Annotated in this window: 27 protein-coding genes; 24 read left to right on the forward strand and 3 right to left on the reverse strand. The window is 61.1% G+C overall.

Annotated elements, in window-relative coordinates:
- Positions 1-4 precede the first annotated feature (4 nt).
- Positions 5-931, forward strand: a complete 927-nt coding sequence (locus tag ACZCWR_RS09935; protein ID WP_487300602.1) for an SPFH domain-containing protein — start codon at positions 5-7, stop codon at positions 929-931.
- A 61-nt stretch (positions 932-992) separates the two neighbouring features.
- Here ACZCWR_RS09935 and ACZCWR_RS09940 read toward each other — a convergent pair whose 3' ends face one another.
- Both ACZCWR_RS09940 and smpB read right to left on the reverse strand, forming a co-directional pair.
- Entirely contained in the window at positions 993-1,880 is an 888-nt protein-coding gene (locus ACZCWR_RS09940; protein WP_487300603.1) for a hypothetical protein, read from the reverse strand.
- Positions 1,881-2,030: 150 nt separating this feature from the next.
- Positions 2,031-2,480 (reverse strand): SsrA-binding protein SmpB, encoded by a 450-nt coding sequence (gene smpB / locus ACZCWR_RS09945; protein ID WP_487300604.1) that lies wholly within the window; start codon positions 2,478-2,480, stop codon positions 2,031-2,033.
- Positions 2,481-2,621: 141 nt separating this feature from the next.
- On the opposite strand from smpB, the gene ACZCWR_RS09950 reads away from it, so the two are divergent.
- Together ACZCWR_RS09950 and ACZCWR_RS09955 are read left to right on the forward strand one after the other, a co-directional pair.
- A complete protein-coding gene (locus tag ACZCWR_RS09950) occupies positions 2,622-3,059 on the forward strand; it encodes a type II toxin-antitoxin system RatA family toxin (protein ID WP_487300605.1) in 438 nt (145 codons plus the stop codon).
- Complete coding sequence (locus ACZCWR_RS09955; protein ID WP_487300606.1) at positions 3,056-3,385, forward strand: RnfH family protein; 330 nt, start codon at positions 3,056-3,058, stop codon at positions 3,383-3,385. Before ACZCWR_RS09950 ends, ACZCWR_RS09955 begins: the two co-directional genes overlap by 4 nt.
- Before the next feature lie 7 nt (positions 3,386-3,392).
- Here the strand turns inward: ACZCWR_RS09955 and ACZCWR_RS09960 are convergent, their stop codons facing one another.
- Positions 3,393-4,355, reverse strand: a complete 963-nt coding sequence (locus ACZCWR_RS09960) for a DMT family transporter (RefSeq protein ID WP_487300607.1) — start codon at positions 4,353-4,355, stop codon at positions 3,393-3,395.
- Positions 4,356-4,537: 182 nt separating this feature from the next.
- Here ACZCWR_RS09960 and guaB point away from each other — a divergent pair, with 182 nt between their 5' ends.
- From guaB to ACZCWR_RS10065, 21 genes are all read left to right on the forward strand, one after another.
- Entirely contained in the window at positions 4,538-5,998 is a 1,461-nt protein-coding gene (guaB, locus tag ACZCWR_RS09965) for an IMP dehydrogenase (protein ID WP_487300608.1), read from the forward strand.
- A gap of 41 nt (positions 5,999-6,039) precedes the next feature.
- A complete protein-coding gene (locus ACZCWR_RS09970; RefSeq protein WP_487300609.1) occupies positions 6,040-6,801 on the forward strand; it encodes a hypothetical protein in 762 nt (253 codons plus the stop codon).
- A gap of 150 nt (positions 6,802-6,951) precedes the next feature.
- Positions 6,952-8,535 (forward strand): glutamine-hydrolyzing GMP synthase, encoded by a 1,584-nt coding sequence (gene guaA, locus ACZCWR_RS09975; protein ID WP_487300610.1) that lies wholly within the window; start codon positions 6,952-6,954, stop codon positions 8,533-8,535.
- 123 nt (positions 8,536-8,658) lie between these two features.
- Positions 8,659-9,648, forward strand: a complete 990-nt coding sequence (locus tag ACZCWR_RS09980; RefSeq protein ID WP_487300611.1) for a DUF5655 domain-containing protein — start codon at positions 8,659-8,661, stop codon at positions 9,646-9,648.
- Between the two features lie 48 nt (positions 9,649-9,696).
- Entirely contained in the window at positions 9,697-10,251 is a 555-nt protein-coding gene (gene thpR, locus ACZCWR_RS09985) for an RNA 2',3'-cyclic phosphodiesterase (RefSeq protein ID WP_487300612.1), read from the forward strand.
- Positions 10,252-10,344: 93 nt separating this feature from the next.
- Positions 10,345-10,908: a D-alanyl-D-alanine dipeptidase gene (gene ddpX / locus ACZCWR_RS09990; protein WP_487300613.1), complete on the forward strand. Its 564-nt coding sequence runs from the start codon at positions 10,345-10,347 to the stop codon at positions 10,906-10,908.
- Between the two features lie 59 nt (positions 10,909-10,967).
- Positions 10,968-12,536, forward strand: a complete 1,569-nt coding sequence (locus ACZCWR_RS09995; protein WP_487303296.1) for an ABC transporter substrate-binding protein — start codon at positions 10,968-10,970, stop codon at positions 12,534-12,536.
- Positions 12,537-12,559: 23 nt separating this feature from the next.
- The gene (locus ACZCWR_RS10000; protein WP_487303297.1) at positions 12,560-13,600 is read left to right on the forward strand and encodes an ABC transporter permease; all 1,041 of its coding nucleotides are present in this window, start codon (positions 12,560-12,562) and stop codon (positions 13,598-13,600) included.
- A gap of 33 nt (positions 13,601-13,633) precedes the next feature.
- Positions 13,634-14,545 (forward strand): nickel transporter permease, encoded by a 912-nt coding sequence (gene nikC, locus ACZCWR_RS10005; protein WP_487300614.1) that lies wholly within the window; start codon positions 13,634-13,636, stop codon positions 14,543-14,545.
- A gap of 1 nt (position 14,546) precedes the next feature.
- Positions 14,547-15,404: an ABC transporter ATP-binding protein gene (locus ACZCWR_RS10010; RefSeq protein WP_487303298.1), complete on the forward strand. Its 858-nt coding sequence runs from the start codon at positions 14,547-14,549 to the stop codon at positions 15,402-15,404.
- On the forward strand, positions 15,401-16,132 hold the full coding sequence (locus tag ACZCWR_RS10015; RefSeq protein WP_487300615.1) for an ABC transporter ATP-binding protein: 732 nt from the start codon (positions 15,401-15,403) through the stop codon (positions 16,130-16,132). Before ACZCWR_RS10010 ends, ACZCWR_RS10015 begins: the two co-directional genes overlap by 4 nt.
- Positions 16,133-16,370: 238 nt before the next feature.
- A complete protein-coding gene (locus ACZCWR_RS10020; protein ID WP_487300616.1) occupies positions 16,371-16,769 on the forward strand; it encodes a DnaJ family domain-containing protein in 399 nt (132 codons plus the stop codon).
- The gene (tadA, locus tag ACZCWR_RS10025; RefSeq protein WP_487300617.1) at positions 16,766-17,314 is read left to right on the forward strand and encodes a tRNA adenosine(34) deaminase TadA; all 549 of its coding nucleotides are present in this window, start codon (positions 16,766-16,768) and stop codon (positions 17,312-17,314) included. Before ACZCWR_RS10020 ends, tadA begins: the two co-directional genes overlap by 4 nt.
- Positions 17,311-18,231, forward strand: coding sequence for a muramoyltetrapeptide carboxypeptidase (gene ldcA / locus ACZCWR_RS10030; protein ID WP_487300618.1), 921 nt, complete (start codon positions 17,311-17,313; stop codon positions 18,229-18,231). Before tadA ends, ldcA begins: the two co-directional genes overlap by 4 nt.
- Positions 18,232-18,529: 298 nt before the next feature.
- Positions 18,530-19,270: a GntR family transcriptional regulator gene (locus ACZCWR_RS10035; protein WP_487300619.1), complete on the forward strand. Its 741-nt coding sequence runs from the start codon at positions 18,530-18,532 to the stop codon at positions 19,268-19,270.
- A 328-nt stretch (positions 19,271-19,598) separates the two neighbouring features.
- Positions 19,599-21,101, forward strand: coding sequence for an NCS1 family nucleobase:cation symporter-1 (locus ACZCWR_RS10040; protein ID WP_487300620.1), 1,503 nt, complete (start codon positions 19,599-19,601; stop codon positions 21,099-21,101).
- A gap of 94 nt (positions 21,102-21,195) precedes the next feature.
- Complete coding sequence (locus tag ACZCWR_RS10045; RefSeq protein ID WP_487300621.1) at positions 21,196-21,930, forward strand: aspartate/glutamate racemase family protein; 735 nt, start codon at positions 21,196-21,198, stop codon at positions 21,928-21,930.
- Positions 21,931-22,054: 124 nt separating this feature from the next.
- On the forward strand, positions 22,055-23,020 hold the full coding sequence (gene puuE / locus ACZCWR_RS10050) for an allantoinase PuuE (protein WP_487300622.1): 966 nt from the start codon (positions 22,055-22,057) through the stop codon (positions 23,018-23,020).
- Positions 23,017-23,538 carry a 2-oxo-4-hydroxy-4-carboxy-5-ureidoimidazoline decarboxylase gene (uraD, locus tag ACZCWR_RS10055; RefSeq protein ID WP_487300623.1) on the forward strand — a complete coding sequence of 174 codons (522 nt, stop codon included), beginning with the start codon at positions 23,017-23,019 and terminating at the stop codon, positions 23,536-23,538. The genes puuE and uraD overlap by 4 nt, the downstream gene beginning before the upstream one ends.
- A gap of 56 nt (positions 23,539-23,594) precedes the next feature.
- Positions 23,595-24,608 carry an allantoicase gene (gene alc, locus ACZCWR_RS10060; protein ID WP_487300624.1) on the forward strand — a complete coding sequence of 338 codons (1,014 nt, stop codon included), beginning with the start codon at positions 23,595-23,597 and terminating at the stop codon, positions 24,606-24,608.
- Entirely contained in the window at positions 24,608-25,108 is a 501-nt protein-coding gene (locus ACZCWR_RS10065) for an ureidoglycolate lyase (protein WP_487303299.1), read from the forward strand. The genes alc and ACZCWR_RS10065 overlap by 1 nt, the downstream gene beginning before the upstream one ends.
- The last annotated feature ends 73 nt before the right edge of the window (positions 25,109-25,181 follow it).

The following is a 25,181-nucleotide window of genomic DNA, read 5'->3' on the forward strand; positions in this document are numbered from 1 at the left end:
CACAATGTATATCGCGCCCATCCTGCTCGTTATTGCGATTGTGATCGTGGTGAATACGGTCAAGATCGTTCCGCAGCAGCACGCATGGATTCTCGAACGGCTCGGCCGCTATCACGGCACGTTGACGCCGGGGCTGAATATCGTGCTACCGTTCATCGACCGAATTGCCTACAAGCACGTGCTCAAGGAGATTCCGCTCGAAGTGCCGAGTCAGGTTTGCATCACGCGCGACAACACGCAGTTGCAGGTGGATGGCGTGCTGTATTTTCAGGTGACGGACGCGATGAAAGCGTCGTATGGATCGAGCAACTTTGTCTTTGCGATCACGCAGTTGTCGCAAACCACGCTGCGTTCGGTCATCGGCAAACTGGAACTGGACAAGACCTTCGAGGAGCGGGATTTCATCAACCAGAGCATTGTGAATGCGCTGGATGAAGCCGCGTCGAACTGGGGTGTGAAAGTGCTGCGTTACGAGATCAAGGATCTCACGCCGCCCAAGGAAATTCTCCACGCGATGCAGCAGCAGATCACCGCCGAGCGGGAGAAGCGCGCGCTGATCGCGGCATCGGAAGGGCGCAGGCAGGAGCAGATCAATCTGGCGTCGGGCGCGCGCGAGGCGGCCATTCAGAAGTCGGAAGGCGAGCGTCAGGCAGCGATCAATCAGGCGCAGGGCGAGGCGTCGGCCATTCTCGCGGTGGCGGAAGCGAATGCGCACGCCATCGAGAAAATTGGAGCTGCGATTCAGACGGCGGGCGGGATGGAAGCGGTGAATCTCAAGGTGGCCGAACAATATGTCGGCGCGTTCGGCAATCTGGCCAAGACGGGGAATACGCTGATCGTGCCGGGGAATATGTCGGATATGAGTTCGATGATCGCGTCGGCGCTGGCGATTGTGAAGGGTGAGGGTGGGACGGGCGTCAAGAAAGTCTAAGACGATGGGTCATCCGGAGTAGTGCTTGTGTTCCGGATGTCCCGCGCAAACGCGCAACGCTTTATACGTTTACGTCACCGTGGGCGAGTCGGAAAAGCTCAGAAAGAAATGAGTGATGCTCCTCCAGCTCTTTCTTGGTGAGTCGGATTTTGTATCGTCCTCCATGGGCGGTATATTCCAGAACATCCAGGCCTGCCTCGTCCAATCTCGTCTCGATTGCTTTGTCCTGCGGCAAACGAATGGCGATTCCCAACCAGCTTTTTCGCGGTCTTAGAGTGACAAAATTGTTCGGGCGTCCTTGCCGGTCAGCCAGCCCAATGTAGAACTTGTTGTACTTTAATGAAAGGTCGGGTGCAAATTCGTTGATTAGCTTCAACACGTCGTCCGCAAGGCTTGCGGTAGTTTTGCTTCCTCGTTTTTCCCAGAATGTGCGATCTGTGGTTTCAGAGATTTCCTCGTCTTCCTCGACTAAGCCTAAGGTTCGTTCGTCGAGTACTTTAGTAAAGACCAGCGAAACGTGGTTGCCGGTGCGAAATGCCTTGACCTGAATGGCAACCAGCGGGATGAATCCATTAAAAAGGTTCACGACATTCAAGAACCGGCTCGTAATGTCCTCTGCGACAATCACCGCGACATGTTCGTATTGTGGGTACCGCTTCCGTTCGATGTCCCAATACTCGATCGTACGAATGATGTGGGATTCGTCGGTCTTCCCAAGCTGGATTTCGATCTCGTAACGACGGCTGGACTCGGTATCCTGACAGAGAATGTCCAATCGGCCTGCGCCTGGATGGATGCGTTCCTTGTCTTTGAAAACCAAATCGCCCAGTCCGAGAATGGATGGATCCTCTGCGATTCGTTCTTGAATCCAGCGCTCGCCAAACTGCGCGTGAGCTTTCAGGGAAATAGGGTCTAGCTTTACGTACTTCAGGTCTGCGATCTCGCTCATCAATTGGCTTCTAACTTCGTGAACATCCAGAATTATCGCGCTTGTGTCTTGGCTGAATGTTGCAATCGACAAAATGTCGCGCTACGTCATCGGCACATTGGGGCAATGGACCGCAATAACAAAAAGGGCGCAAACCGCGCCCCTTTTTCGTTACCTCGCCGCCGTCCGCATCAACCGCGCACGCTCCCGCTCCCAATCGCGTTTCTTCTCCGTCTCGCGCTTGTCGTGCAATTTCTTGCCCTTCGCCAGACCGATCTCGCATTTCACGCGGCCTTCCTTGTAGTGGAAATTCAGCGGCACGAGCGTGTGCCCGCGCTGCTCGACCTTGCCGATGAGCTTATCGATCTGCTCGCGATGCAGCAGCAGCTTGCGCGTGCGCACCGGATCGAGATTGGCGAATTTGGATGCTTCCGGCAGCGGGCTGATATGCGTGCCGATCAAAAACAGCTCGCCCTGCTTGATGACGACATATCCTTCCTTGATCTGCCCACGTCCCGCGCGCAATGCCTTGACTTCCCAGCCTTCGAGCACGAGACCGGCTTCGTAGCGTTCCTCGATGAAGTAATCGAAGAAGGCTTTTCTGTTGTCGATGATGCTCATGAATGGAAAGTGCTCAACTCGTTTAAAATCCGATTCTAGCAGCGCGCACCACGATGCACGAACGCGCGCCCGGCGGTGTTCCAGCGAAAGTCGAACGCCGCCGCCAGAACAGACCAACCCGAAGTCATCCGCTGCGCCCTTATGGCCGACGTCCAGAAAACCGTATTGATCCGCCATTCAGCGGAAGAAATGTTCGACCTCGTCACCGATGTCGCCGACTACCCCAATTTCCTGCCGTGGTGCAGCGGCGTGGAGATCGGCCGTCAGGACGAGACCAGCATGGAAGCGAAGATCGACATCAGCTTCAAGGGCATCAAGCAGCACTTCGCCACGCGCAACGTGCAGAAGCGGCCGACCAACATCGATATGGAGTTCCTGAGCGGCCCTTTCAAGAAGTTCACCGGTTTCTGGCACTTCACGCCGCTGCGCGCGGACGCCTGCAAGATCGAATTCGCGCTGCATTACGAGTTCTCCAACGTGCTGCTGGAAAAGCTCATCGGCCCGGTGTTCGGCCATATCGCGAACACGTTCGTCGATTCGTTCGTCAAGCGCGCCGACCAGCGCTTCGGCAAGAAATGAGCCTTCGCATCGACGTTTGTTATGGTCTGGCCGATGGCGCGAGCTTCTCGGCTCGCGTCGAACTGTCGGACGGCGCGACCGTGCGCGATGCCATCGAGGCCAGCGGCGTGCTCGCGCGTCATCCGGAAATCGATGTGGCGAGCGGGAAGGTCGGCGTGTTCGGCAAGATTCAACCGCTCGATGCGGCGCTTGCGGATTTCGACCGCGTGGAGATTTATCGGCCGCTGAAGGTGGACCCGAAAACCGCGCGGCAACGGCGCGTGGACAAGACGCGCAAGGCCGGATCGATCGAAGGGCGCAAGTGGCAGTCGAAGGAAACGCGCTGAGGCGCTTTCAATGCGCGGGCGCTTCGCGCGCATCCAGCGACGGTTCCGCCGCGTGCAGCCGCACGGACCACAGCACGCCCGCCAGCAACAACACGATCGCCAAAACTTCCGGCACGCGCGGCCAGCGTTGGTCATACACGAACGCGTAAAGCAGCGCGAACAGCGTTTCGAAGGCGATCATCTGACCGGACAGCGTCAGCGGCAAACGACGCTGCGCCGCGTTCCACAGCATGTTGCCGCACCACGATCCCACCACGGCGAGCGCGGCGCAGACCATCCAGAAATGCTGCCAGCGCGCGGCGGGCACGGCGGCCTGCACGGTGCCTGCGGGCAGCATCCAGACGATCGAGCCGAGCAGTGCGCCGAGCGCGCCCGTCACCACGCCCCACAGCACGGACCACTCGTTGCCGTCGAAATGATCGTTCGCCTGAAGATAGCGCGCGTTGACGACGGCGTACCACGTCCACGTCGCGAGCGCGCCAACGGCGCAGGCCAGGCCCGCGAGACGTTTGAGCACGCTTGCGGCTTGCGTGGCGCCATCGGCCGTGAACACATCCAGGTTGATACACGCGATGCCTGCGAGCACCAGCATCAGCGGCACGGCGAGGCGGCGCAATTCGACCGCGCCGTGATCGCGCCGGCCCGCGAGCGTCACGGTCACCGGCAAAATTCCCACGATCAGCGACGATGGCGCCACGCCCACGAGTTGCACAGCCTGAGCCAAAAGCATGTAGTAAAGCAGATTGCCGACGAGCGCCAGCTTCACCAGCGCTATAAGATCGGCGCGCGTAAGCCGTGCCAGCAGCCCGCGCGCGAACGGCAGCGCGACCACCAGCGACACCGCGCCATACATGAGATAGCGCCCGATGCTTAGCATCAGCGGCGAGAAATCCGGCAACAGGCGCGGCGCGAGAAAGATGAAACCCCAGATCGCGCCCGCCGACATTCCGTACATCACTCCACGCCGCATTGCCCGACTCCGAATCGAAAATCCCATGACCGCGCGCAGCGTAACAGCGCGCATGAAGGCGCGTCTTGTCGAAAGCTGCAACCGGCGCGGTTCTTGCGAGCTTGCGGCCTAAGCTGCTGTTCGGACAGTGAAAACCCGAAGAACTATCGGTATAATCTGCTTTTGCGCCCATAGGATTCGCCATGCGTCTGATCCAGAAAGCACTCACATTCGATGACGTGCTCCTCGTGCCCGCGTTCTCCAGCGTTCTCCCGCGCGACACCAGCCTGAAGTCTCAACTCACCCGCAACATCTCCCTGAACATGCCGCTCGTGTCCGCCGCCATGGATACGGTCACCGAAGGTCGTCTGGCCATCGCGATGGCGCAAATGGGCGGCATCGGCATCGTTCACAAGAATCTCACTGCCAAAGAGCAAGCGCGCGAAGTCGCGAAGGTCAAGCGCTTCGAATCCGGCGTGGTGCGCGATCCGATCACCGTGCCGCCGACCATGCGCGTGCGCGATGTCATCGCCCTCACGCAACAGCACGGCATTTCCGGCTTTCCGGTGGTGGAAGGTGCGCAGCTCATCGGTATCGTCACCAATCGCGATCTGCGCTTCGAGGAGCGTCTGGACGAGCCGGTGCGCAACATCATGACGCCGCGCGATCGTCTCGTGACGGTGCGCGAAGGCACGTCACTGGCGGAAGCGAAGGCGCTGATGCACGGGCATCGGCTGGAACGTGTGCTCGTGGTCAACGACGCGTTCGAACTGCGCGGCCTGATGACGGTGAAGGACATCACCAAGCAGACCGAAAACCCGGACGCCTGCAAGGATGAAGACGGCAAGCTGCGCGTGGGCGCGGCGGTGGGCGTGGGTCCGGACAACGAAGAGCGCGTCGAGCTGCTGGCGGCGGCGGGCGTGGACGTGATCGTCGTCGATACCGCGCACGGTCACAGCCAGGGCGTGTTGGAACGCGTGCGCTGGGTCAAGCAAAACTATCCGAAGGTGCAGGTCATCGGCGGCAACATCGCTACCGCAGCGGCCGCGAAGGCGCTCGTCGAATACGGCGCGGATGCGGTGAAGGTCGGCATCGGTCCCGGCTCCATCTGCACGACGCGGATCGTCGCGGGCGTGGGCGTGCCGCAGATCACGGCCATCGCCAACGTGTCGGAAGCGCTGCGCGGCAGCGGCATTCCGTGTATCGCGGATGGCGGCGCGCGTTTCTCCGGCGATGTCGCCAAGGCGCTCGCAGCGGGCGCGAATGTCGTCATGATGGGCAGCATGCTCGCCGGCACGGAAGAATCGCCGGGCGACGTGTTCCTGTATCAAGGGCGTCAGTACAAGGCGTATCGCGGCATGGGCTCGGTCGGCGCGATGAAGGACGGCGCGGCGGACCGCTACTTCCAGGACAACTCCGCGAACATCGACAAGCTGGTGCCGGAAGGCATCGAAGGGCGCGTCGCGTACAAGGGTTCGGTCAACGCCATTCTGTTTCAGGTCGTGGGCGGCGTGCGCGCGAGCATGGGATATTGCGGTTGCCGCACCATCGCCGAGTTGCACGACAAGGCCGAGTTCGTGCAGATCACGGCGGCGGGCATGCGCGAGTCGCACGTGCATGATGTGCAGATCACCAAGGAAGCGCCGAATTACCACGTCGATTGATCGCGGCTAACGTCGCTAAACGCTAACCACGCGGACCGAACATGAAGCCCTTGCTGCGGGTCGTGCTCATACTGAATGCCCTGATTTTTCTGGCGTTCGGCCTGCTGTTCGTGCTCACGCCCTGGGCCGGGCTATACGAGGGGCTGCAACTCACGCCGATTCATGTGGACCCGGCTTTCATCGGGTTGCTGTTCGGCATCGCGCTGATCGGGCTCGCGTGGCTTGCGTTTCATGCGGCGATCGACGGCGCGCTGACCGCGCGGGCGGCGCGTGTCGCGGGTCATGTCGAGTGGTTGTCGGGCGTGGTCGTGCTGGTGTGGCTGCTCGCGCTGCATACGCCGCATGTCGAGGCGTTCGGGCAGACGATTGCGGCGGGCGTCGGGTTCGTGCTGGTCGTGCTCGGGGTCGGCAGCGTGCGGTTGTCATCGGCCGTGCGGCGTCGGGAACGGGCGGCGCGGGCGGGCGCGGAATCGGCGGAGCGTGCTGAAAGGAGCGCGGCGGTGAAGCGCGATGACGTCATCGTGACGCCGGACGACAACGCGATCCGTCCATCAGCGCGCGCACCGGCAGCCACGGCCGTCGATCCGGTCAGCGGGCGCACACTCACGCGCGCAATGGATGGCGGCGCGGTCGATCCGATCACCGGCGCGACGCTCGATCCCGTGACGGGCCGAACGCTCGATCCCGTCACCGGGCGCGAGATCGATCCGTTGACCGGCAAGCGCATTGAGCCTGTCATCAGCGGCGAGATCGATCCGATCACCGGGCGACGCGTCGATCCGGCGAACGGAGCGCCACGCTGAAGCGCCTGCGACAAAAGCGACACGGGCGCGCAAGCGGCAACTACAACGGTCGGCCCTCGTGCCGGCCGTTGATTTATTGGTTTCAGGGCCGCGCGCAAGCGGCCGGAAGCATCCATCATTCGAACGTTTAATTAGCCTTTGGCCGCAGCCATGCACGACAAAATCCTGATTCTCGATTTCGGCTCACAAGTCACCCAACTGATTGCGCGGCGCATCCGCGAGGCGCACGTCTATTCGGAAATCCATCCGTATGACGTCGATGAGACCTTCATCCGCGAATTCGCGCCGAAGGGCATCATCCTGTCGGGCGGGCCGAATTCGGTCACCGAGGCGAAGTCGCCGCGCGCGCCGCAGATCGTCTATGACCTGGGCGTGCCGGTGCTCGGCATCTGTTACGGCATGCAGACGATGGCCGATCAGCTCGGCGGCAAAGTGGAACTCGGCCACGTGCGCGAGTTCGGTTATGCGGAAGTGCAGGCGTTGAACCATACGGGCTTTCTGGAAGGCATCGACGATTTCAAGCGCGCTTCCGGTGAGTCCATGCTCAAAGTCTGGATGAGCCACGGCGACAAGGTCGTGGACATGCCCGCCGGCTTCAAGCTGATGGCTTCCACCCCGTCCTGCCCGATTGCCGCGATGGCCGATGACGACCGCCGCTTCTACGGCCTGCAATGGCATCCGGAAGTCACCCACACCGTGCAGGGCCGCGCGATGCTCGAACGCTTCGTGCTCGGTTTGTGCGGCGCGAAGGCGGACTGGGAGATGGGGCATTACATCGACGAAGCGGTGGAAAAGATCCGCGCACAAGTCGGCGATGAGCACGTCATTCTGGGTCTTTCGGGTGGCGTGGATTCGTCGGTGGCGGCGGCGCTGCTGCATCGCGCGATTGGCGATCAACTGACGTGCGTGTTCGTCGATCATGGTCTCTTGCGTCAGGACGAAGCGAAGCAGGTTATGTCGACGTTCGCCGATCACCTCGGCGTCAAGGTGATTCACGTCGATGCAAGCGAAGCGTTCCTGCAAAAGCTCGCCGGTGTGACGGACCCGGAGGCGAAGCGCAAGATCATCGGCGCGGAGTTTGTGGAAGTGTTCGATGCCGAGTCGCAGAAGATTACCGATGCAAAGTGGCTGGCACAGGGCACGATTTATCCGGATGTGATCGAGTCGGCGGGGAAGGGGAAGAAGGGCGCGGCGACGATCAAGAGTCATCACAATGTCGGCGGGTTGCCGGAGACGTTGAATCTGAAGTTGCTTGAGCCGTTGCGGGAATTGTTCAAGGATGAAGTGCGGGAGTTGGGCGTGAAGCTTGGGCTGCCGCCTGCGATGGTTTATCGGCATCCGTTCCCGGGGCCGGGCTTGGGTGTGCGGATTCTCGGTGAAGTGAAGCGTGAGTACGCGGACCTGCTGCGTGGCGCGGATGCGATTTTCATCGAGACGTTGCGCAATACCATCGATCCGGAGACGGGGAAGTCTTGGTATGACCTCACGAGTCAGGCGTTCGCGGTTTTCCTGCCGGTGAAAAGCGTCGGTGTGATGGGCGATGGGCGTACTTATGAGTATGTCGTCGCTCTCCGGGCGGTGCAGACGCTGGACTTCATGACGGCGCATTGGGCGCATCTGCCGCATGATCTGCTCGGGCATGTGTCGAATCGGATCATCAATGAGGTGCGGGGAGTGAATCGGGTGGTTTATGACATTTCGGGGAAGCCGCCGGCTACGATTGAGTGGGAGTGAGTGTTGGAGAAGCTCCGGACGTCGAACAAGTTTTGCGTGACATTTCGGAGCTGACGCTTAAAGGCGCGAATCTTGTGCTTGCGCGGCTGATGGTTTGATTATTGCGGTTGATAAGTAAAGAGAATGAGTGACATCAAGCTATTCAAGCTGCTCGACGGAACAGCTACAGAGTTGGACGGCCAAGCTTCAGATCTCGAAAAGCCATTGCAGACGCTCATAGAAAACAATCTTGAGACGCTGCTCGGAATTCGCTTTCTGGCAACCGAGCACGCGACGGGCAAGACACATTCGGGGCGCATCGATTCTTTAGGAATCGACGAAAACAACTGTCCGGTCATTCTGGAGTACAAGCGGTCTGTCGGCGAGAACGTAATCAATCAAGGTTTGTTTTACCTCGATTGGCTAATGGACCATCAAGCGGAATTCAAGCTGCTTGCGATGGAGAAAATCGGACACGGTTCTGCTTCCCTGATTGACTGGAGTGCGCCGCGACTCCTCTGCATTGCAGCCGACTTCACGCGTTATGACGTTCACGCGGTTCAGCAGATCAATCGAAACGTCGAGCTGATCCGCTATCGTCGTTTCGGTGCCGACTTGCTTTTGTTGGAGTTGGTCAACGCAACCAGCGCTTCAAAGCCGAAATCCAGTCTTAAGCTACCGAGCGTGACCAAGCTGGCCAACCCCTTGATCGTTGCTCCTAGGCCGGCAGAAATCGTCCAGCCGAGTTCAGTCAAGTCAACCAATACTGGCGACAAGAGTTACACCGAATGGATCGAACAGTATCCTCCCGCGATGCTGGAGCTTCTGACGTCACTGGAAGACTTCATCAGCTCGCTGGGAGATGACGTTCAGCGCAAGGAACTCAAGCTCTATGTTGCGTTCAAGCGGCTTAAAAACTTCGCGTCAATCGTACCGCAGAAGTCTCGCTTTCTGCTGTTCCTTCACCTTGATCCAGAGAAGCTAGACCCTTTTCCAAGCAATGCTCGGGATGCCCGAAATTTCGGCCATTGGGGGACGGGAGATTTGGAGGTGTCGATCAACGGTTTCTCTGAGTTCGAAAGTGCCAAACCGTTGATTCTGGAGGCTTATGAAGGACGTGCACTCTCAAAGTAATCTTGTTTGAGAAGCTCAAAGCGATTCCTCTAAAAGCAGGAGACGAATATGGAAGAGCTAACGTCTGAAAGATCGCGGTCGCCGCGTCTCACCGATTCCCTCTTTTTTGCCATCCTCCCCGACGAAGCCGCACGCGCGCAGATCGCCGAGCGGCTTCGCGCTTCTCACAAGCTAACCACACGCACGATTCCCTCTTCACGGCTGCACATCACGCTTCACTATCTCGGCGCGTTCGATGGCCTTCCCGCCGACCTCATGCAGCAGGCCTGCGACGCCGCATCGACAATCACGCTGCCACGCACCGAAGTCACCCTCAACCGCATCGAAACCTTTTCAGGCCGTCGATCCAAACACCCGCTCGTGCTCGCAGGCGACGCGACTGAATCCATCGCCACACTCGAAAACGCGCTCAGCGAAAAGTTCGGCACGCGCCATCGCCACCCACGCTTCGTTCCGCACATTACCCTGCTGTACGACGACCGTCGCATAGAGCGCCACTTCGTCACCCCCATCCACTTCACCGCCCACGAATTCGTGCTAGTACGCAGCCATCTCGGTCATTCAAAGCACGAAACCCTCTCACGCTGGCCTCTAACTCCCTAAACCCCCCCAAACCCACCCGAACTAAAGGCTTTCGCCAATTTTTCTAACGGGGTAAGGTTCGTCTATCGGAATGAAACGATACGAACCGCTTACATGACCCGTTCTTCGCTGTTGCCCATCACTCCCGAAACGCATCACGTCCAGATCGATCTGGTCTACGCCACGGATCGCAATCTCACTGGCAAGCCGATCTACAAGGCGGCGCATTGCCTTTTGCTCGAACCCGCCGAGGCCGCGTTGCGCAAGGCCGTCGAGATCGCGCAAAGCTTCGGCATGAAGCTCAAATTGTTCGATGCCTACCGCCCGCCGCAAGCGCAAAAGGTGCTCTGGGACTTCCTGCCGGACGCCACGTTCATCGCGCCGCTGGATCGCGGCTCGAATCACAGCCGTGGCACGGCCATCGACCTCACGCTGGTCGATAAGGAAGGACACGAACTCGACATGGGCACCGGTTTCGATGCAATGGTCCCCGAGTCCGAACACTTCCACCCCGGCTTGCCGGAGCACGTTCAGCACAACCGCACGCTGCTGCTCGGCGTAATGCTCGGCGCGGGCTTCAAACACATCAAGAGCGAATGGTGGCATTACGAACTGCCGGGCTCGCGCGAACTCGCGCTGATCGACAACGAAGAAAGCGGCCCGCTGCGGCTGATGTGAACGCGGCATCCACCTCCACAGGACGAGACTCCATGAAAAAAGCATTGGCGGCGGCGGTCATGCTGGCATCGGCGCTGACGGCGGGGTTCGCAACGAACGCGGCGCTCGCGGAAACGCCCAAGGACATGTTCGTCATGGCAACGTTATTGGACGAATTCACCTCGCTCGATCCCGGCGAAATCTACGAACTGGTACCGGAGGAATACGCCGCGAACACATACGACCGGCTGATTCGCGTCGATCTGAAAGACCCGTCGAAATTCAACGGCGACGTCGCGCAATCATGGACCGTGAGCCCCGACGGTCTCACATATACGTTCAAACTGCGCCCCGGCCTCAAGTTCCATTCGGGCAACCCGCTCACCGCCGATGACGTCGCGTGGTCCATCCAGCGCACCGTGCTGCTCGACAAGGGCGCGGCGGCGGTGCTCGCGGGCATCGGGCTGTCGAAGGCGAACGCGTTGCAGAACGTGAAGAAGATCGACGATACGACCGTTTCCGTCACCACGGATCAGCGTTACGCGCCGACTTTCGTGCTCAACGTGCTCGGTTCGTGGCCCGCGTCGGTGGTGGACCGCAAGCTGGCGGAATCGCATGCGAAGGGCAACGACTACGGCAACGACTGGCTCAAGACCAACGAAGCCGGTTCGGGCGCGTACAAGCTCGTGAAGTGGACGGCCAACGACAGCATCGTGTTGCAGCGCTTCGACGGTTATCGCGTGCCGCTCGCGATGAAGCGCATCGTGCTGCGGCACGTCACGGAAGCGGCGAGCCAGCGGTTGATGATCGAGAACGGTGACATCGACGTGGCACGCGATCTGAGTCCCGACGATCTCGACACGCTCTCGAAAGCGGGCAAGATCAAGGTCACGGCGGTGCCGCAGGCCACGCTCATGTACTTGGGTCTGAACAACAAGAATCCGAATCTCGCCAAGCCCGAAGTGTGGGAAGCCATGAAGTGGCTGATCGACTATCAGGGCATCCAGAAGAACATCATCCGCACCACTTACAAGGTGCATGAAGCCTTCCTGCCCGAAGGTTTCCTCGGCGCGGTCAATGACAATCCGTATCATCAGGACGTCGCGAAGGCCAAGGCTCTGCTCGCGAAGGCAGGTCTCGCGGATGGCTTCACCGTGAAAATGGACGTGCGCAACGACTATCCGTACAGCGAAATCGCGCAGGCCGTGCAGGCGAATCTCGCGCTCGCGAATATCAAGGTGCAGCTCATGCCGAGCGACAACAAGCAGACGCTCGGGCGATATCGTGCGCGGCAGCATGACATCTATATCGGCGAATGGTCGGCGGACTATATCGATCCGCACAGCAACGCGCAGGGTTTCGTCTGGAATCCCGACAATTCTGACCTGTCGAGCTTCAAGATGCTGGCGTGGCGCAATGCGTGGGAAATCCCCGAACTGACGAAGGAAACCAACGCCGCGCTCGCGGAAAGCAACACGCAAAAACGCGCGCAACTCTATCAGTCGATGCAGAAGGAAGTGCTGACGCGTTCGCCGTTCGTCATCATGTTCCAGAAGGTGTCGCAGGTGGCGGCGCGGCCGGGCGTGAGCGGGCTGGAAGTCGGGCCGATCAACGATCTCGTTTCGTACCGCACTATCCAGAAGCAGTGAGCGCACTCACGCTTTTCGATCGAATGCGCTCGGCGAGCGCGCAGCGCGGCGGCGTGCGCGTGGTGCTGGCGTTCGCGCGCTGGATTGCGATGCTCGTCGTGACGTTCACGGGCCTGCTTGCGATCACGTTCTTCATCGGCCGCAAAATTCCGATCGATCCGGTGCTCGCCATTCTCGGCGACCGCGCATCCGCGGCGGCGTATGCGGCGGCGCGCGTGCAACTGGGGCTGGACAAGCCGCTCATCGAACAGTTTTTTCTGTACGCGCGCGATGTGCTGCATGGGCATCTCGGCGTGTCGCTGCTGACGGCGAATCCCGTCATCGACGATATCAGGCGCGTGTTTCCGGCGACACTCGAACTCGCTACGTTATCGACTTTCGTCGGCGTGATGGTGGGCGTGCCGCTCGGTGTCATCGCGGCGGTGAAGCATAACCGCGCGGTGGATCACGTCGCGCGGGTCATCGGTTTGGCGGGTAGTTCGGTGCCGGTGTTCTGGCTCGCGCTGATGGGCCTGCTGTTGTTCTACGCGCGGCTGCATTGGGTGTCGGGGCCGGGGCGCCTCGATCCACTCTATGACGGCATGGTCGATACACGCACCGGCAGTCTGCTGATCGATTCTATGATCGCCGGCGAGTGGGATGTCTTCAAAAACGCGTTCTCGCATATCGCGCTCCCCGCAGGCGTGCTCGCGTTCTATTCGATCGCGTATCTGTCGCGCATGACGCGCTCGTTCATGCTCGAACAACTGAATCAAGAGTACGTGACGACGGCGCGCGCCAAGGGACTACCCGAGCACCGCGTGATCTGGCGGCACGCGTTCGGCAATATCGCGGTGCCTTTGCTCACGGTGATCGCGCTGGCGTACAGCTATCTGCTGGAAGGTTCGGTGCTGACCGAAATCGTGTTCGCGTGGCCGGGCATCGGTTCGTATCTGACGGGCGCGCTGCTCAATGCCGACATGAACGCCGTGCTCGGCAGCACGCTCGTGATCGGCGCGACGTTCATCGCCCTTAATCTGCTGACCGACGCGCTGTACCGCGTGTTCGATCCGCGCGTGCGTTGACATGGAGAAAGTCTGCTCGTGGAGTTACTGTCGATGAAACCCGCGCGGTCATCCTGGCGCGCGTGGCTCCTGACCGACACGCCCGATTCGCCGCGACAGGCCGCGCTCGGACGCGCGTATCGGCGATGGCGGCGCTTTGCATCGAATCCGCTCAGCATGCTTGGGCTGGCCATTCTGCTCGTGCTGATTGTCGCGGCGTTGATCGGGCCGCTTCTCGTGACGCAGGACCCGCTGCGGCAAGTGCTTTCCGAGCGTCTGACGCCGCCGGGCGCTGCGCACTGGTTCGGCACGGACCAACTCGGGCGCGACATTCTTTCGCGGCTCGTGCACGGTTCGCGGCTCACTTTGTCCATTGCCGTGCTGGTGGTCGTGCTGGTCGTGCCGGTCGGCTTGCTGGTGGGCACCGTCGCGGGCTATTGCGGCGGTTTCGTCGATACGGCGCTCATGCGCATCACGGATGTCGCGCTGGCGTTTCCGAAGATCGTGCTCGCGCTGGCGTTCGCGGCGGCGCTCGGGCCGGGCGTGCTCAACGCGGTCATCGCGCTGTCGATCACGGCCTGGCCGCCTTACGCGCGATTGGCGCGGGCGGAATCGCTGCGGCTGGCGCAGGCGGATTTCATCCACGCGGCGCGGCTCGCGGGGGCATCGCATGGACGGATTTTGTTGCGCTATATCGTGCCGCTGTGTTCGTCGTCGGTGATCGTGCGCGCGACGCTCGACATGGCGGGCATCATCCTCGCGGTGGCGGGGTTGGGTTTTCTGGGGCTGGGCGCGCAGCCGCCAAGTCCGGAATGGGGCTATATGGTCGCGTCGGGTCGTAACGTGCTGCTCGATGCATGGTGGGTCGCGACCATTCCGGGTCTTGCGATTCTCGCCGTCAGCCTCGCGTTCAATCTGCTCGGCGACGGTCTGCGCGATGTCTTCGATCCGCGTCATGGAGGCTGATATGTCCGGCGTGCTCGCGGAAATCGACGGACTGGAAATCTCGTTTCCGAATCACGATGGCACGCTCACTTCGGCCGTGCGCGGCGTGTCGCTCAGGCTCGCGCCGGGCGAGCGGCTTGGGATCGTCGGGGAATCGGGTTCGGGGAAGTCGCTGACGGGGCGCGCGCTGCTCGGTCTCTTGCCGCCCGAAGCGAAGTGGTCGGCCAATGCGCTGCGTTTCGACGGGCAGGATTTGCTCGCCATGCGTCCGGGCGCGCGTCGCCGTCTGTGCGGCACGCAGATGAGCATGATCCTGCAAGACCCGAAATTTTCGCTGAATCCCGTGATGACCGTCGCGCAGCAGATGCGCGAAACCTTCGCGCGCCAAGGCGAGCGGTTGAGTCGAAAGGCCATGCGCGCGCGTATCGTCGAGGCGCTCGCGGCGGTGCATATCCGCGAACCTGAACGCGTCGCGGATGCCTATCCGCACGAGCTATCCGGCGGCATGGGCCAGCGCGTGATGATCGCGATGATGGTGTTCGCAGGTCCCCGCCTGCTCATCGCCGACGAACCCACCAGCGCGCTCGACGTGCTCGTGTCGATGCAAGTGCTCGCCGTGCTGGATGAAATGATCGCGCGGCATCGCACCGGGCTTGTTTTTATCAGCCACGATTTGCCGCTGGTGATGTCGTTCTGCGATCGCGTCGCGGTGATGTACGGCGGGCGCGTCGTCGAAACCTGCGCCGCGCGCAATCTGCCGAACGCGCGGCATCCGTACACGCGCGGGCTGCTCGCCGCGAATCCGCCGCTCGTGAATCCACCCGGCGCGTTGCCGACTTTAAAACGCGATCCCGCGTGGCTTACCGGTGCCTACGAATGATCGACATCGAACACGCGAGCATCCGCTTTCGCACGAAAACCGGTTTCGTCGATGCCGTGCGCGATGTCTCGCTGCATGTAGAGGAAGGCGAAGTATTCGGTCTGGTCGGCGAATCGGGCAGCGGGAAATCGACCTTGCTGCGCGCGCTCGCCGGTCTCACGCCGCTCGCGGAAGGGACCATGCGCATCGGCTCGGGCGAAGCGCGCCGCCGCGACGTGCAGATGGTGTTTCAAGACCCGTATGGCTCGCTGCATCCGCGCTTCACGGTCGATAAAACGTTACGCGAACCGCTCGCGATCAATGGCATCGGCGATGAAGACCAGCGCATTCTCGCCGCGCTCGATGAAGTCGGACTGGGCGCGGCGTTCCGCTTTCGGTATCCGCATCAACTGTCGGGCGGGCAGCGGCAGCGCGTGTCGATCGCGCGCGCGTTGATCGTCGAGCCGCGCGTGTTGCTGCTCGACGAACCGACTTCCGCGCTCGATGTTTCCGTGCAGGCGGAAATCCTCAACCTGCTGCACCGCCTGCACGACGAACGCGGGCTCACGATGATCCTCGTCAGCCACAATCTGGCGGTGGTCGGGTTTCTCTGTCAGCGCGTCGCCGTCATGCGCAATGGTGAAATCGTCGAACAGGCGGGGATCGAGGCGGTGAGGGCGCATGACGTTGAGCACGAATACACGCGCCGCCTTTTGCACGCGACCGAAGGCTATACGCGCGCAGCGTGATGCAGTGCGGTATTTTTTGTGGAAAGCAAGCGTATAACCGGTATACCATGTGATCCAGCAAGTGCTCCATGAAGACGGACGAAAGCCCGCGTGAGCCACTGGTAAAATACGAGTTGCGTGTCGATCATTGCCGAACCGCGTCGTTCAAGCGTCGTTCCGGCAGCATTCGACGTCATGCTAACCAACGGAAATCGTGTCAGGCCGCTGCCGCCTACGGGCCAAGCCGCCGTTATCCCCGATGAAATTGCTAGATGCTTTAGTCGAACAGCGGATCCACGAAGCCGCCTCGCGTGGCGAGTTCAGGAATCTGCCGGGAGCGGGCAAACCGCTCGAATTCGACGATGACCTCCTCGTGCCCGAGGAAGTGCGCGTCGCCAATCGCATCCTCAAAAACGCGGGTTTCGTCCCGCCGGCCGTCGAGCAGCTTCGCGCCTTGCGCGATCTGCAGGACGAGCTCGACCGCGTGACGGACAGCGCGGTGCGTTGCCAGATTCAGGCGCGCATGCTCGCGCTCGACATGGCGCTGGAGTCGCTGCGAGGGAGTTGCTGCGTGCCGCATGAGTATCGAAGGCGCATCGCGGAGCGGCTTTGCAAGCGGGCGCAATCGCGTACCGAGCCGGAGCCGGACCCATCTTGACGCAGCACGAATCATCTCTTGCCGATGAGCGCGACCGCCGTTTCATGGCGCTCGCGCGCGAGGCCGCCGAAGACGCGCGCCGTGAAGGCGAAGTGCCCGTGGGCGCAGTGATCGTGTGTGGCGATGAAGTCATCGCGACCGGTTTCAATCATCCGATTCGCGGACACGATCCGTCCGCGCATGCCGAAATGGCCGCGCTGCGCGCCGCAGCGCAAACGTTGCGGAACTACCGGCTGCCAGGTTGCGAGCTTTATGTCACGCTGGAGCCTTGCCTGATGTGCGCGGGCGCGATCATGCATGCGCGCATCGCGCGTGTGATCTACGGCGCGGCGGACCCGAAAACGGGCGCGTGCGGCAGCGTCGTCGATGTCTTCGCGAACGAGCGCTTGAATCATCATACGTTAGTCACCGGCGGCGTGCTCGCCGACGAATGCGGCCACGCGCTCAAGAATTTTTTCGCGGAACGCCGGCGGCTCGCTCGCGAGGAACGCGATGCACGCCGCGCTTGCGAAGCCGAATCTTCATCCAAAACGAATCAAGAATGAAAACACGCACCATCGAACTCGTGGCGCCTTCCGGCTATCCGCAAGACCCGGCGGCGATCGAGCGCGGCTTGCGGCGTCTGCGCAAGGAAGGGCATCGGCTGGAAAATGTGGAGGCGACGCATCGACGGTTTCAGCGCTTCGGCGGCACGGATGCCGAACGCGCCGACGACCTCAACCGGCTTGCCGATCCCGCGCGTCGTTTGCCGGATATCGTGCTGGCGGTGCGCGGGGGTTACGGTGCTTCGCGGCTGCTGCATGGGCTGGACTACGAAGGATTGCGGCGTTTGCGCGATCAGCCGATCGCGATCGTCGGACATAGCGATTTCACGGCGATTCAATGCGCGCTGTTCGCTCAGTCAGGCGTTAAAACCTTCGGTGGTCCTATGTTCGCCGGGAATTTCGGCGCGGAGGAAGTCAGCAGTTTCACCATGCAGCACTTCTGGCAAGCCATTTCCCATCCGACGCTCACACTCACGAGCCACGTTCCGCAGCGTCAGACGGTGGACGCGAGCGGCATGCTGTGGGGCGGCAATCTCGCGATTCTGGCGTCGCTCGTCGGCACGCCGTATTTGCCGCCGGTGGAGGGCGGCATTCTCTTTATCGAGGATGTGAACGAGCATCCGTTTCGCATCGAGCGGATGCTGTATCAACTGCATCAGGCGGGCGTGCTCGGCCGGCAGCAAGCGATCGTGATGGGCGAGTTCTCCGGCGGAAAGCTGGCCGACTACGACAACGGCTACACGCTCGAAACCATGATCGAGCAGATGCGACGGGTGACGGGCATTCCGATCGTCACGGGTTTGCAGTTCGGACACGTCGATGATCTGGTGACGCTGCCCTTCGGCGCCAACGCGCATTTGAATGCGACCGAACGCGGCTTCACGCTGCGAATGACGGACTTCCCGCATCTGGCTTGAGTTGTAGAAAGGGCGCTCTTTCAAGAGCGCCATATTTTTGAGTCATTAAGGCAACTAACCGTCTTTCTTTGCACCATACTTGCTTCGAGACGAGCACCACAAAGCCGCATGGGATTGTTGACAAAAAAGTGGCGGCAATGCTGACAAAAACTAGCGGAATCGCCGGGAAGTCAAGCCAGCATTGGCAGCAAGGCTTGTCACACCCTCGTCACCATCACCTTCCACGGCTATTTTTAAATTGAATTGTTGACAATCTTTATGTCGATTCTAAGATGGTCAACATGCCAGCGAGCACATCATGTCCGAACCCAAACCAAGTGCTGCTTCGACGAACCCCGCCAGCGGGACGAACGCCGAGTCGATCGCCGAGAACATCCGCGCCGCGATCCTCGAACATCGTCTTGCGCCGGGCGCCAAGCTGACCGAAGCGCAGTTATGCGAAGTGTTCGACGTGAAGCGCGGCACCGTGCGTCAGGCGCTCGCGCAACTCGCGAATGAGCGGCTCGTCGATCTCGAGCCGAATCGCGGCGCGTTCGTGGCGAGTCCGTCGCTGCAGGAAGTGCATGAAGTGTTCGAGATGCGCCGCATCATCGAACTGGCGGTGGTGGAGCGGATCGCGAAGGGTCACGGCATGCGCCGGCTCAAGTCGATCAGCGCGACCATCGGACGGGAACGCCGCGCGTTCGAGAGTCACGACTTTTCCTCGTGGATTCGTCTCTCGGGCGAGTTCCATACGGAACTGGCGGCGCTCACGGGCAACACCACGCTGTGCGAATGTCTGGCCGGTTTGGTGGCGCGTTCGACGCTGATTTCGGCGTTGTACGAATCGCTCGGAAGAAGTTCGTGTTCGTTCGAGGACCACGAAGCGATCCTCGCGGCGCTCGATGCAGGCGACGCCGCCACCGCGGCTACGTTGATGGCGCAACACCTGCGCGATGTCGAACTGAAAATGCTGGAGCGGCCAGCGCGTGGCGCGGTCGATCTGAAAGAAGTCTTTGCAGTAAGCCAGCCGCGTACCCCAACGTCCGCGCACGAATAAAGCAGGACAAAAGAGACGGAGACGGCACCCCGCGCATCGAGCCGGGCGTGCGACAAGTAAAGCGACATGCGCACGAACGCATGCGCATGACTGAACGGAAAGATTCGCTCATTCGAGCGTGCAATGAAAACCGCCGCGCGGCGGGCGGGCGAGCCATGTGGCTGCCTGCTCCATGCATCTGCCGCAGGCGAAACGCAAAAACGAAGAATGCCGCGCCCCTTGTGAAGCCAAGCGGGCGAAGGTGTCCGATCGACGTTCGGCGAATGTGAAATCCGCCAGACGATTGCAGGTTTTTTCATCACGCAAACCGCCTATCGAAGGAGACGTCATGCCCCAGTTCAGTTCATCCGGCAGTTCAGCGCTGCCGCCATTGGAAGACGAGTACGGCGCGCACGCGCCCGAGCACGATTCGAGTCTGCCCGCTGGTTACAGCGATCGTCTGTATAACGAAGATCTCGCGCCGCTGAAGAACCAGACCTGGGGCGCGTACAACATCTTCGCGTTCTGGATGTCGGACGTGCACAGCGTCGGCGGCTACGTGTTCGCGGGCAGTCTGTTCGCGCTTGGGCTTACGAGCTGGCAAGTGCTGGTGTCGCTGCTGATCGGCATCGGCTTCGTGAATCTGCTGTGCAATCTCATCGCCAAGCCGAGTCAGGTGGCGGGCGTGCCGTATCCGGTCGCGTGCCGCGCCACGTTTGGCGTGCTGGGCGCGAACATTCCCGCCGTGATTCGCGGGCTGATCGCGGTCGCGTGGTATGGCATTCAGACGTACCTCGCATCGAGCGCGCTCGTCATCGTGGTGCTGAAATTCGTGCCCTCGCTGATGCCTTATGCCGATGTGCATCATTACGGCTTCGTCGGTCTCTCGGCGCTCGGCTGGGCGGGCTTCATGCTGCTGTGGGTGTTGCAGGCTGTGGTGTTCTGGCGCGGCATGGAGATGATCAAGAAGTTCATCGACTTCGCCGGTCCTGCTGTCTATGTGGTGATGTTCATGCTCGCCGGTTACATGGTGTGGCGCGCGGGCATCCAGAATATCGGCCTGAATCTGGGCGGCGTGAAGTATCACGGTGCGGAAGTGATCCCGGTGATGATCACGGCCATCTCGCTCGTCGTGTCCTACTTCTCCGGCCCGATGCTCAACTTCGGCGACTTCTCGCGCTACGGCAAGAGCTTTCGCAGCGTGAAGCGCGGCAACTTCTGGGGGCTGCCGGTCAACTTCCTGGCGTTCTCGCTGGTGACGGTCATCACGACGGCGGCGACCTTGCCGGTGTTCGGTCAACTGATTACCGATCCGGTGGAAACGGTGGGTCGTATCGATCATCCGACTGCGGTGATTCTCGGTGCGCTGACCTTCACGATTGCGACCATCGGCATCAATATCGTGGCCAACTTCGTGTCGCCGGCGTTCGACTTCTCCAACGTCGCGCCGAAGCTCATCAGCTGGCGCATGGGCGGCATGATGGCGGCGACGGCCTCGATCTTCATCACGCCGTGGAACCTGTTCAACAACCCGGCAGTGATTCACTACACGCTGGATATTCTCGGCAGCTTCATCGGACCGTTGTACGGTGTCCTGATTCTCGACTTCTACATGGTCAAGCGCGGCAAGCTGGCGGTGGACGATCTCTACACGGTCTCGGAAACCGGCCGCTATTGGTACACGAAGGGCGTAAATCGCCGCGCGGTGATGGCGCTTCTGCCGGCCGCCGTGATTGCGATTCTCTGTGTGATGCTGCCTTCGCTGGAGGGCGCCGCGAACTTCTCGTGGTTCATCGGCGCGGGACTCGGCGCGGTGTTCTATTACTTCCTCGCGGATCGCAAGCACGTTTGAACGTCAGCACGAACCTGAGAGCGCCGCGTGATCGTCCAATCGCTCAAAGAGGCGCAATATGGACGGCGGCGAAAATGGAAACTGGAGAACAGCAATGCGCATCAAACTGATCAACCCGAACACGACGCAACGCATGACCGATTCGATGGCCCGCTGCGCACGCGAAATTGCCGCGCCGGGCACGGAAATCATCGCGGTCAGCCCGACGATGGGGCCGGCGTCCATCGAAGGCTATTACGATGAAGCGGTGGCGTCGCTCGGGATGCTGGCCGAAGTGGAGAAGGGCGAACGCGAAGGCGCGGATGCCTACGTGATCGCCTGTTTCGGCGACCCGGCGCTGTATGCGGCGCGTGAGTTGGCGCGCGGGCCGGTGATCGGCATCGCGGAAGCGGCGATGCATGCGGCGAGCGTGATCGCGCCGGGCTTTTCGGTGGTGACCACGTTGCAGCGCACCGTTGGCATGGCGTGGCATCTGGCGGAGCGTTACGGCATGACGCGCTTCTGCAAGAACGTCCGTGCGACGGATGTCGCCGTGCTCGAACTGGATGAGCCAGGGTCGGCGGCGCGCAGCATCATCATCGAGGAATGCAAGCGGGCGCTGGATGAGGACGGGTCGGATGCCATCGTGCTCGGCTGCGCGGGCATGGCGGAATTCTGCCGTGAGGTGGAGCAGGCGATCGGCGCGCCGGTGGTCGAAGGCGTGACGGCGGCGGTGAAATGGGCGGAAGCGCTGGTCGCGCTCAAGCTGCACACGGCGAAACGCGGCGACTACGCAAGGCCGCTGGCGAAACGATACGACGGCGTGCTCTCCGATTTCAGCCCGCGCTGATAGCGCAAAAATCCGGGCACATACGCTCGACGTGACCCGGATTATCCGCCGCGCTGTATGTGCGCGGCGGGCCGTTTTCGCTACACTGAATTGTTGACAATCCCGTCTTTTTGAACGTCAAGCCATGTCACTCGATTCGAACTATCCACGCGATCTGATCGGCTACGGCCGCCATCCGGTGCAGGCCAACTGGCCGGGGCGCGCCCGCATCGCCGTGCAATTCGTGCTCAATTACGAAGAAGGCGGTGAAAACTGCGTCCTGCACGGCGATCCGGGCTCGGAGCAGTTTCTGTCGGAGATCGTGGGCGCGGCGGCCTATCCGTCGCGGCACATGAGCATGGAGTCGATATACGAATATGGCTCGCGCGCGGGCGTGTGGCGCATCCTGCGCGAGTTCGAGCGGCGCGGCATGCCGCTGACCATCTTCGGCGTCGGCATGGCGATCGAGCGGCATCCCGAACTGGCGAAGGCGTTCGTCGAACTGGGGCATGAAATCGCGTGCCACGGTTATCGCTGGATTCATTATCAGGACTGGTCGCCGGAACGCGAAGCCGAACACATGCGCCTGGGCATGGAAGCCATCGAGCGCGTGACGGGCGTGCGGCCGCTCGGCTGGTACACCGGGCGCGATAGTCCGAACACGCATCGGCTGGTGGCGGAATACGGCGGCTTTCTGTACGACTCGGATTACTATGGCGACGACCTGCCGTTCTGGACGCAGGTCGAAGTGACGGGCGGCGAGAAGCGGCCTCATTTGATCGTGCCGTACACGCTCGATACCAACGACATGCGCTTCGCCACGCCGCAGGGTTTCAACACGGGCGAGCACTTTTACCAGTACCTCAAGGACGCGTTCGACGTGCTCTACGAGGAAGGCGACGAAGCGCCGAAGATGCTTTCCATCGGCATGCATTGCCGTCTGCTCGGGCGTCCGGGACGCTTCCGGGGCTTGCAGAAATTCCTCGATCACATCGAGAAGCACGACCGCGTGTGGGTGACGCGGCGCGTGGATATCGCGCGGCACTGGCGCGAGCATCATCCGTATTCGAACGAAAACAACGCGAACAACACCAACGGGACGGCGGCATGAAGGCGATGCAAACCACACTCGACCAACTCAACGCCATGCCCGTCGACGGATTCGTGGCGGTGCTCGCAGGCATCTTCGAACATTCGCCGTGGGTGCCCGAGGCCGCCGCGCAACAACGTCCGTTCAAGGATATCGACACGCTGCATGCGGCGATGTCGAAGATCGTCGAAACGTCGGGCGATGAGAAACAGCTCGCGCTCATCAACGCTCACCCGGAACTCGCGGGCAAGCTGGCGGTGCGCGGCGAACTGACGGAAGAATCCACGCGCGAACAAAGCGGCGCGGGTTTGAACCTCTGCACACCGGAAGAATTCGACAGATTGCAGACGCTGAACACGGCGTATCGCGACAAGTTCGGCTTTCCCTTCATTCTCGCTGTGCGCGGCTATGACCGGCACGGCATCATCGCGAATTTCGAGGAGCGGGTGAGTCACGACCGCGCCGAGGAACTTCGCACGAGTCTCGATCAGATTTACCGGATCGCGCGCTTCAGACTGAACGATCTCATTCAGGGCTGATTCGCCACCGAACGCGCCGATCCGCTTTCACCGCAACGAACCTAAGGACGAAGACCATGGCAATTCCGACACTCGATCCCAACGCGCCCGAATTCACGCGCCGTTACGTGAACCTCGCGGACCCGCGACTGGGCGCGCAGGCTCTCGAGACGAGCGACGACTTCTTCGCGCCGATGGAACGCATGCTGAACCCGGAACCGGCCGTGTTCATCCCCGGCAAGTACGACGACCACGGCAAGTGGATGGACGGCTGGGAAACGCGCCGCAAGCGCACGACGGGCTATGACTGGTGCATCGTCAAGCTGGCGCGGCCGGGCGTGATCAAGGGCATCGACGTAGATACGAGCCACTTCACGGGCAATTTTCCGCCGGCGGCGTCCATCGAAGGCGCGCATGTGGCGAACGGCGAACAGCCGGGGCAGGCGACCAAGTGGACGGAGATCGTGCCGTCCGCGACGCTGCAGGGCAACAACCATCATTACTTCGATGTCAGCGCCGAGCAGCCGTTCACGCATCTGCGTGTGAATATCTATCCGGATGGCGGCATCGCGCGTTTGCGTGTGTATGGTCAGCCGCAACTCGACTGGCGCAACGCCGACAAGAACACGCTGGTCGATCTCGGCGCGATGGAAAACGGCGCGTACATGGTCGGCACGAACAACCAGCATTTCGGGCTGGCTGCGACCATCCTGATGCCGGGACGCGGCGTGAACATGGGCGATGGCTGGGAAACGCGCCGCCGCCGCGAGCCGGGCAACGACTGGTGTATCGTCGCGCTGGCGCAGCCGGGTATCATCAAGAAAGTGGAAGTGGACACGGCGCACTTCAAGGGCAACTTCCCGGACCGCTGTTCGTTGCAGGCGGCGAGCGTGAAGGGCGGCACGGACAGTTCGCTCGTCACGCAGGCCATGTTCTGGCCGGTGCTGCTCGGCGAGCAGAAGCTGCAGATGGACAAGCAGCATTTCTTCGAGTCCGAACTCGCCGCGCTTGGGCCCGTGACGCATGTTCGCTTCAATATTTTCCCTGACGGCGGCGTGTCGCGCCTGCGTCTTTTCGGAACCCTTGCATGATGAAAAAGCTCGCCATCGAACCGCTGACGCGCGCTGCATTCGAGCCTTATGGCGATGTCATCGAACTCGATGGCGCGAAGCAGATTCCGATCAACCTCGGCACCACCATGCGCTTTCATGATCTGTGCCGCGTGGACGTGACGGAGCAAGGCGGGCACACGCTCGTCAATCTGTTTCGCGGACAGCCGCGCGTGTTGCCGTATGAATGCAAGATGATGGAGCGGCATCCGCTGGGCAGTCAGGCGTTTTTGCCGCTCGATGACCGGCCTTATCTGGTCGTTGTCGCGCCTGCTGGCGATCTGGATGAATCGAAGATTCGCGCGTTCGTCACGAAGGGCTGGCAGGGCGTGAATTACGCTAAAGGCGTGTGGCATCATCCGCTGCTGGCGTTGGGGAAGGTGAGCGATTTCATCGTCGTGGATCGGGGCGGAGAGGGGAAGAACCTCAACGAACAGGATCTTCGGGAATCGCTCTGGCTGACTGAGGACGCGTTGCGCTGAAGCGTGCTTGCTTGTTTGTTGAAAGGACCGGTGCGGACCATGCCCGGTCCTTTTGCTTTTGTGGGGTTAAGAT

Source organism: Caballeronia sp. A2-2 (assembly GCF_057612605.2).

Bases quoted from the DNA above. Each gene is read 5' to 3' on its own strand.
- ACZCWR_RS09935 (WP_487300602.1), top strand. From the start codon at position 5: ATGTATATCGCGCCCATCCTGCTCGTTATTGCGATTGTGATCGTGGTG.
- ACZCWR_RS09940 (WP_487300603.1), bottom strand. From the start codon at position 1,880: ATGAGCGAGATCGCAGACCTGAAGTACGTAAAGCTAGACCCTATTTCC.
- smpB (WP_487300604.1), bottom strand. From the start codon at position 2,480: ATGAGCATCATCGACAACAGAAAAGCCTTCTTCGATTACTTCATCGAG.
- ACZCWR_RS09950 (WP_487300605.1), top strand. From the start codon at position 2,622: ATGGCCGACGTCCAGAAAACCGTATTGATCCGCCATTCAGCGGAAGAA.
- ACZCWR_RS09955 (WP_487300606.1), top strand. From the start codon at position 3,056: ATGAGCCTTCGCATCGACGTTTGTTATGGTCTGGCCGATGGCGCGAGC.
- ACZCWR_RS09960 (WP_487300607.1), bottom strand. From the start codon at position 4,355: ATGCGGCGTGGAGTGATGTACGGAATGTCGGCGGGCGCGATCTGGGGT.
- guaB (WP_487300608.1), top strand. From the start codon at position 4,538: ATGCGTCTGATCCAGAAAGCACTCACATTCGATGACGTGCTCCTCGTG.
- ACZCWR_RS09970 (WP_487300609.1), top strand. From the start codon at position 6,040: ATGAAGCCCTTGCTGCGGGTCGTGCTCATACTGAATGCCCTGATTTTT.
- guaA (WP_487300610.1), top strand. From the start codon at position 6,952: ATGCACGACAAAATCCTGATTCTCGATTTCGGCTCACAAGTCACCCAA.
- ACZCWR_RS09980 (WP_487300611.1), top strand. From the start codon at position 8,659: ATGAGTGACATCAAGCTATTCAAGCTGCTCGACGGAACAGCTACAGAG.
- thpR (WP_487300612.1), top strand. From the start codon at position 9,697: ATGGAAGAGCTAACGTCTGAAAGATCGCGGTCGCCGCGTCTCACCGAT.
- ddpX (WP_487300613.1), top strand. From the start codon at position 10,345: ATGACCCGTTCTTCGCTGTTGCCCATCACTCCCGAAACGCATCACGTC.
- ACZCWR_RS09995 (WP_487303296.1), top strand. From the start codon at position 10,968: ATGCTGGCATCGGCGCTGACGGCGGGGTTCGCAACGAACGCGGCGCTC.
- ACZCWR_RS10000 (WP_487303297.1), top strand. From the start codon at position 12,560: ATGCGCTCGGCGAGCGCGCAGCGCGGCGGCGTGCGCGTGGTGCTGGCG.
- nikC (WP_487300614.1), top strand. From the start codon at position 13,634: ATGAAACCCGCGCGGTCATCCTGGCGCGCGTGGCTCCTGACCGACACG.
- ACZCWR_RS10010 (WP_487303298.1), top strand. From the start codon at position 14,547: ATGTCCGGCGTGCTCGCGGAAATCGACGGACTGGAAATCTCGTTTCCG.
- ACZCWR_RS10015 (WP_487300615.1), top strand. From the start codon at position 15,401: ATGATCGACATCGAACACGCGAGCATCCGCTTTCGCACGAAAACCGGT.
- ACZCWR_RS10020 (WP_487300616.1), top strand. From the start codon at position 16,371: ATGAAATTGCTAGATGCTTTAGTCGAACAGCGGATCCACGAAGCCGCC.
- ldcA (WP_487300618.1), top strand. From the start codon at position 17,311: ATGAAAACACGCACCATCGAACTCGTGGCGCCTTCCGGCTATCCGCAA.
- ACZCWR_RS10035 (WP_487300619.1), top strand. From the start codon at position 18,530: ATGTCCGAACCCAAACCAAGTGCTGCTTCGACGAACCCCGCCAGCGGG.
- ACZCWR_RS10040 (WP_487300620.1), top strand. From the start codon at position 19,599: ATGCCCCAGTTCAGTTCATCCGGCAGTTCAGCGCTGCCGCCATTGGAA.
- ACZCWR_RS10045 (WP_487300621.1), top strand. From the start codon at position 21,196: ATGCGCATCAAACTGATCAACCCGAACACGACGCAACGCATGACCGAT.
- puuE (WP_487300622.1), top strand. From the start codon at position 22,055: ATGTCACTCGATTCGAACTATCCACGCGATCTGATCGGCTACGGCCGC.
- uraD (WP_487300623.1), top strand. From the start codon at position 23,017: ATGAAGGCGATGCAAACCACACTCGACCAACTCAACGCCATGCCCGTC.
- alc (WP_487300624.1), top strand. From the start codon at position 23,595: ATGGCAATTCCGACACTCGATCCCAACGCGCCCGAATTCACGCGCCGT.
- ACZCWR_RS10065 (WP_487303299.1), top strand. From the start codon at position 24,608: ATGAAAAAGCTCGCCATCGAACCGCTGACGCGCGCTGCATTCGAGCCT.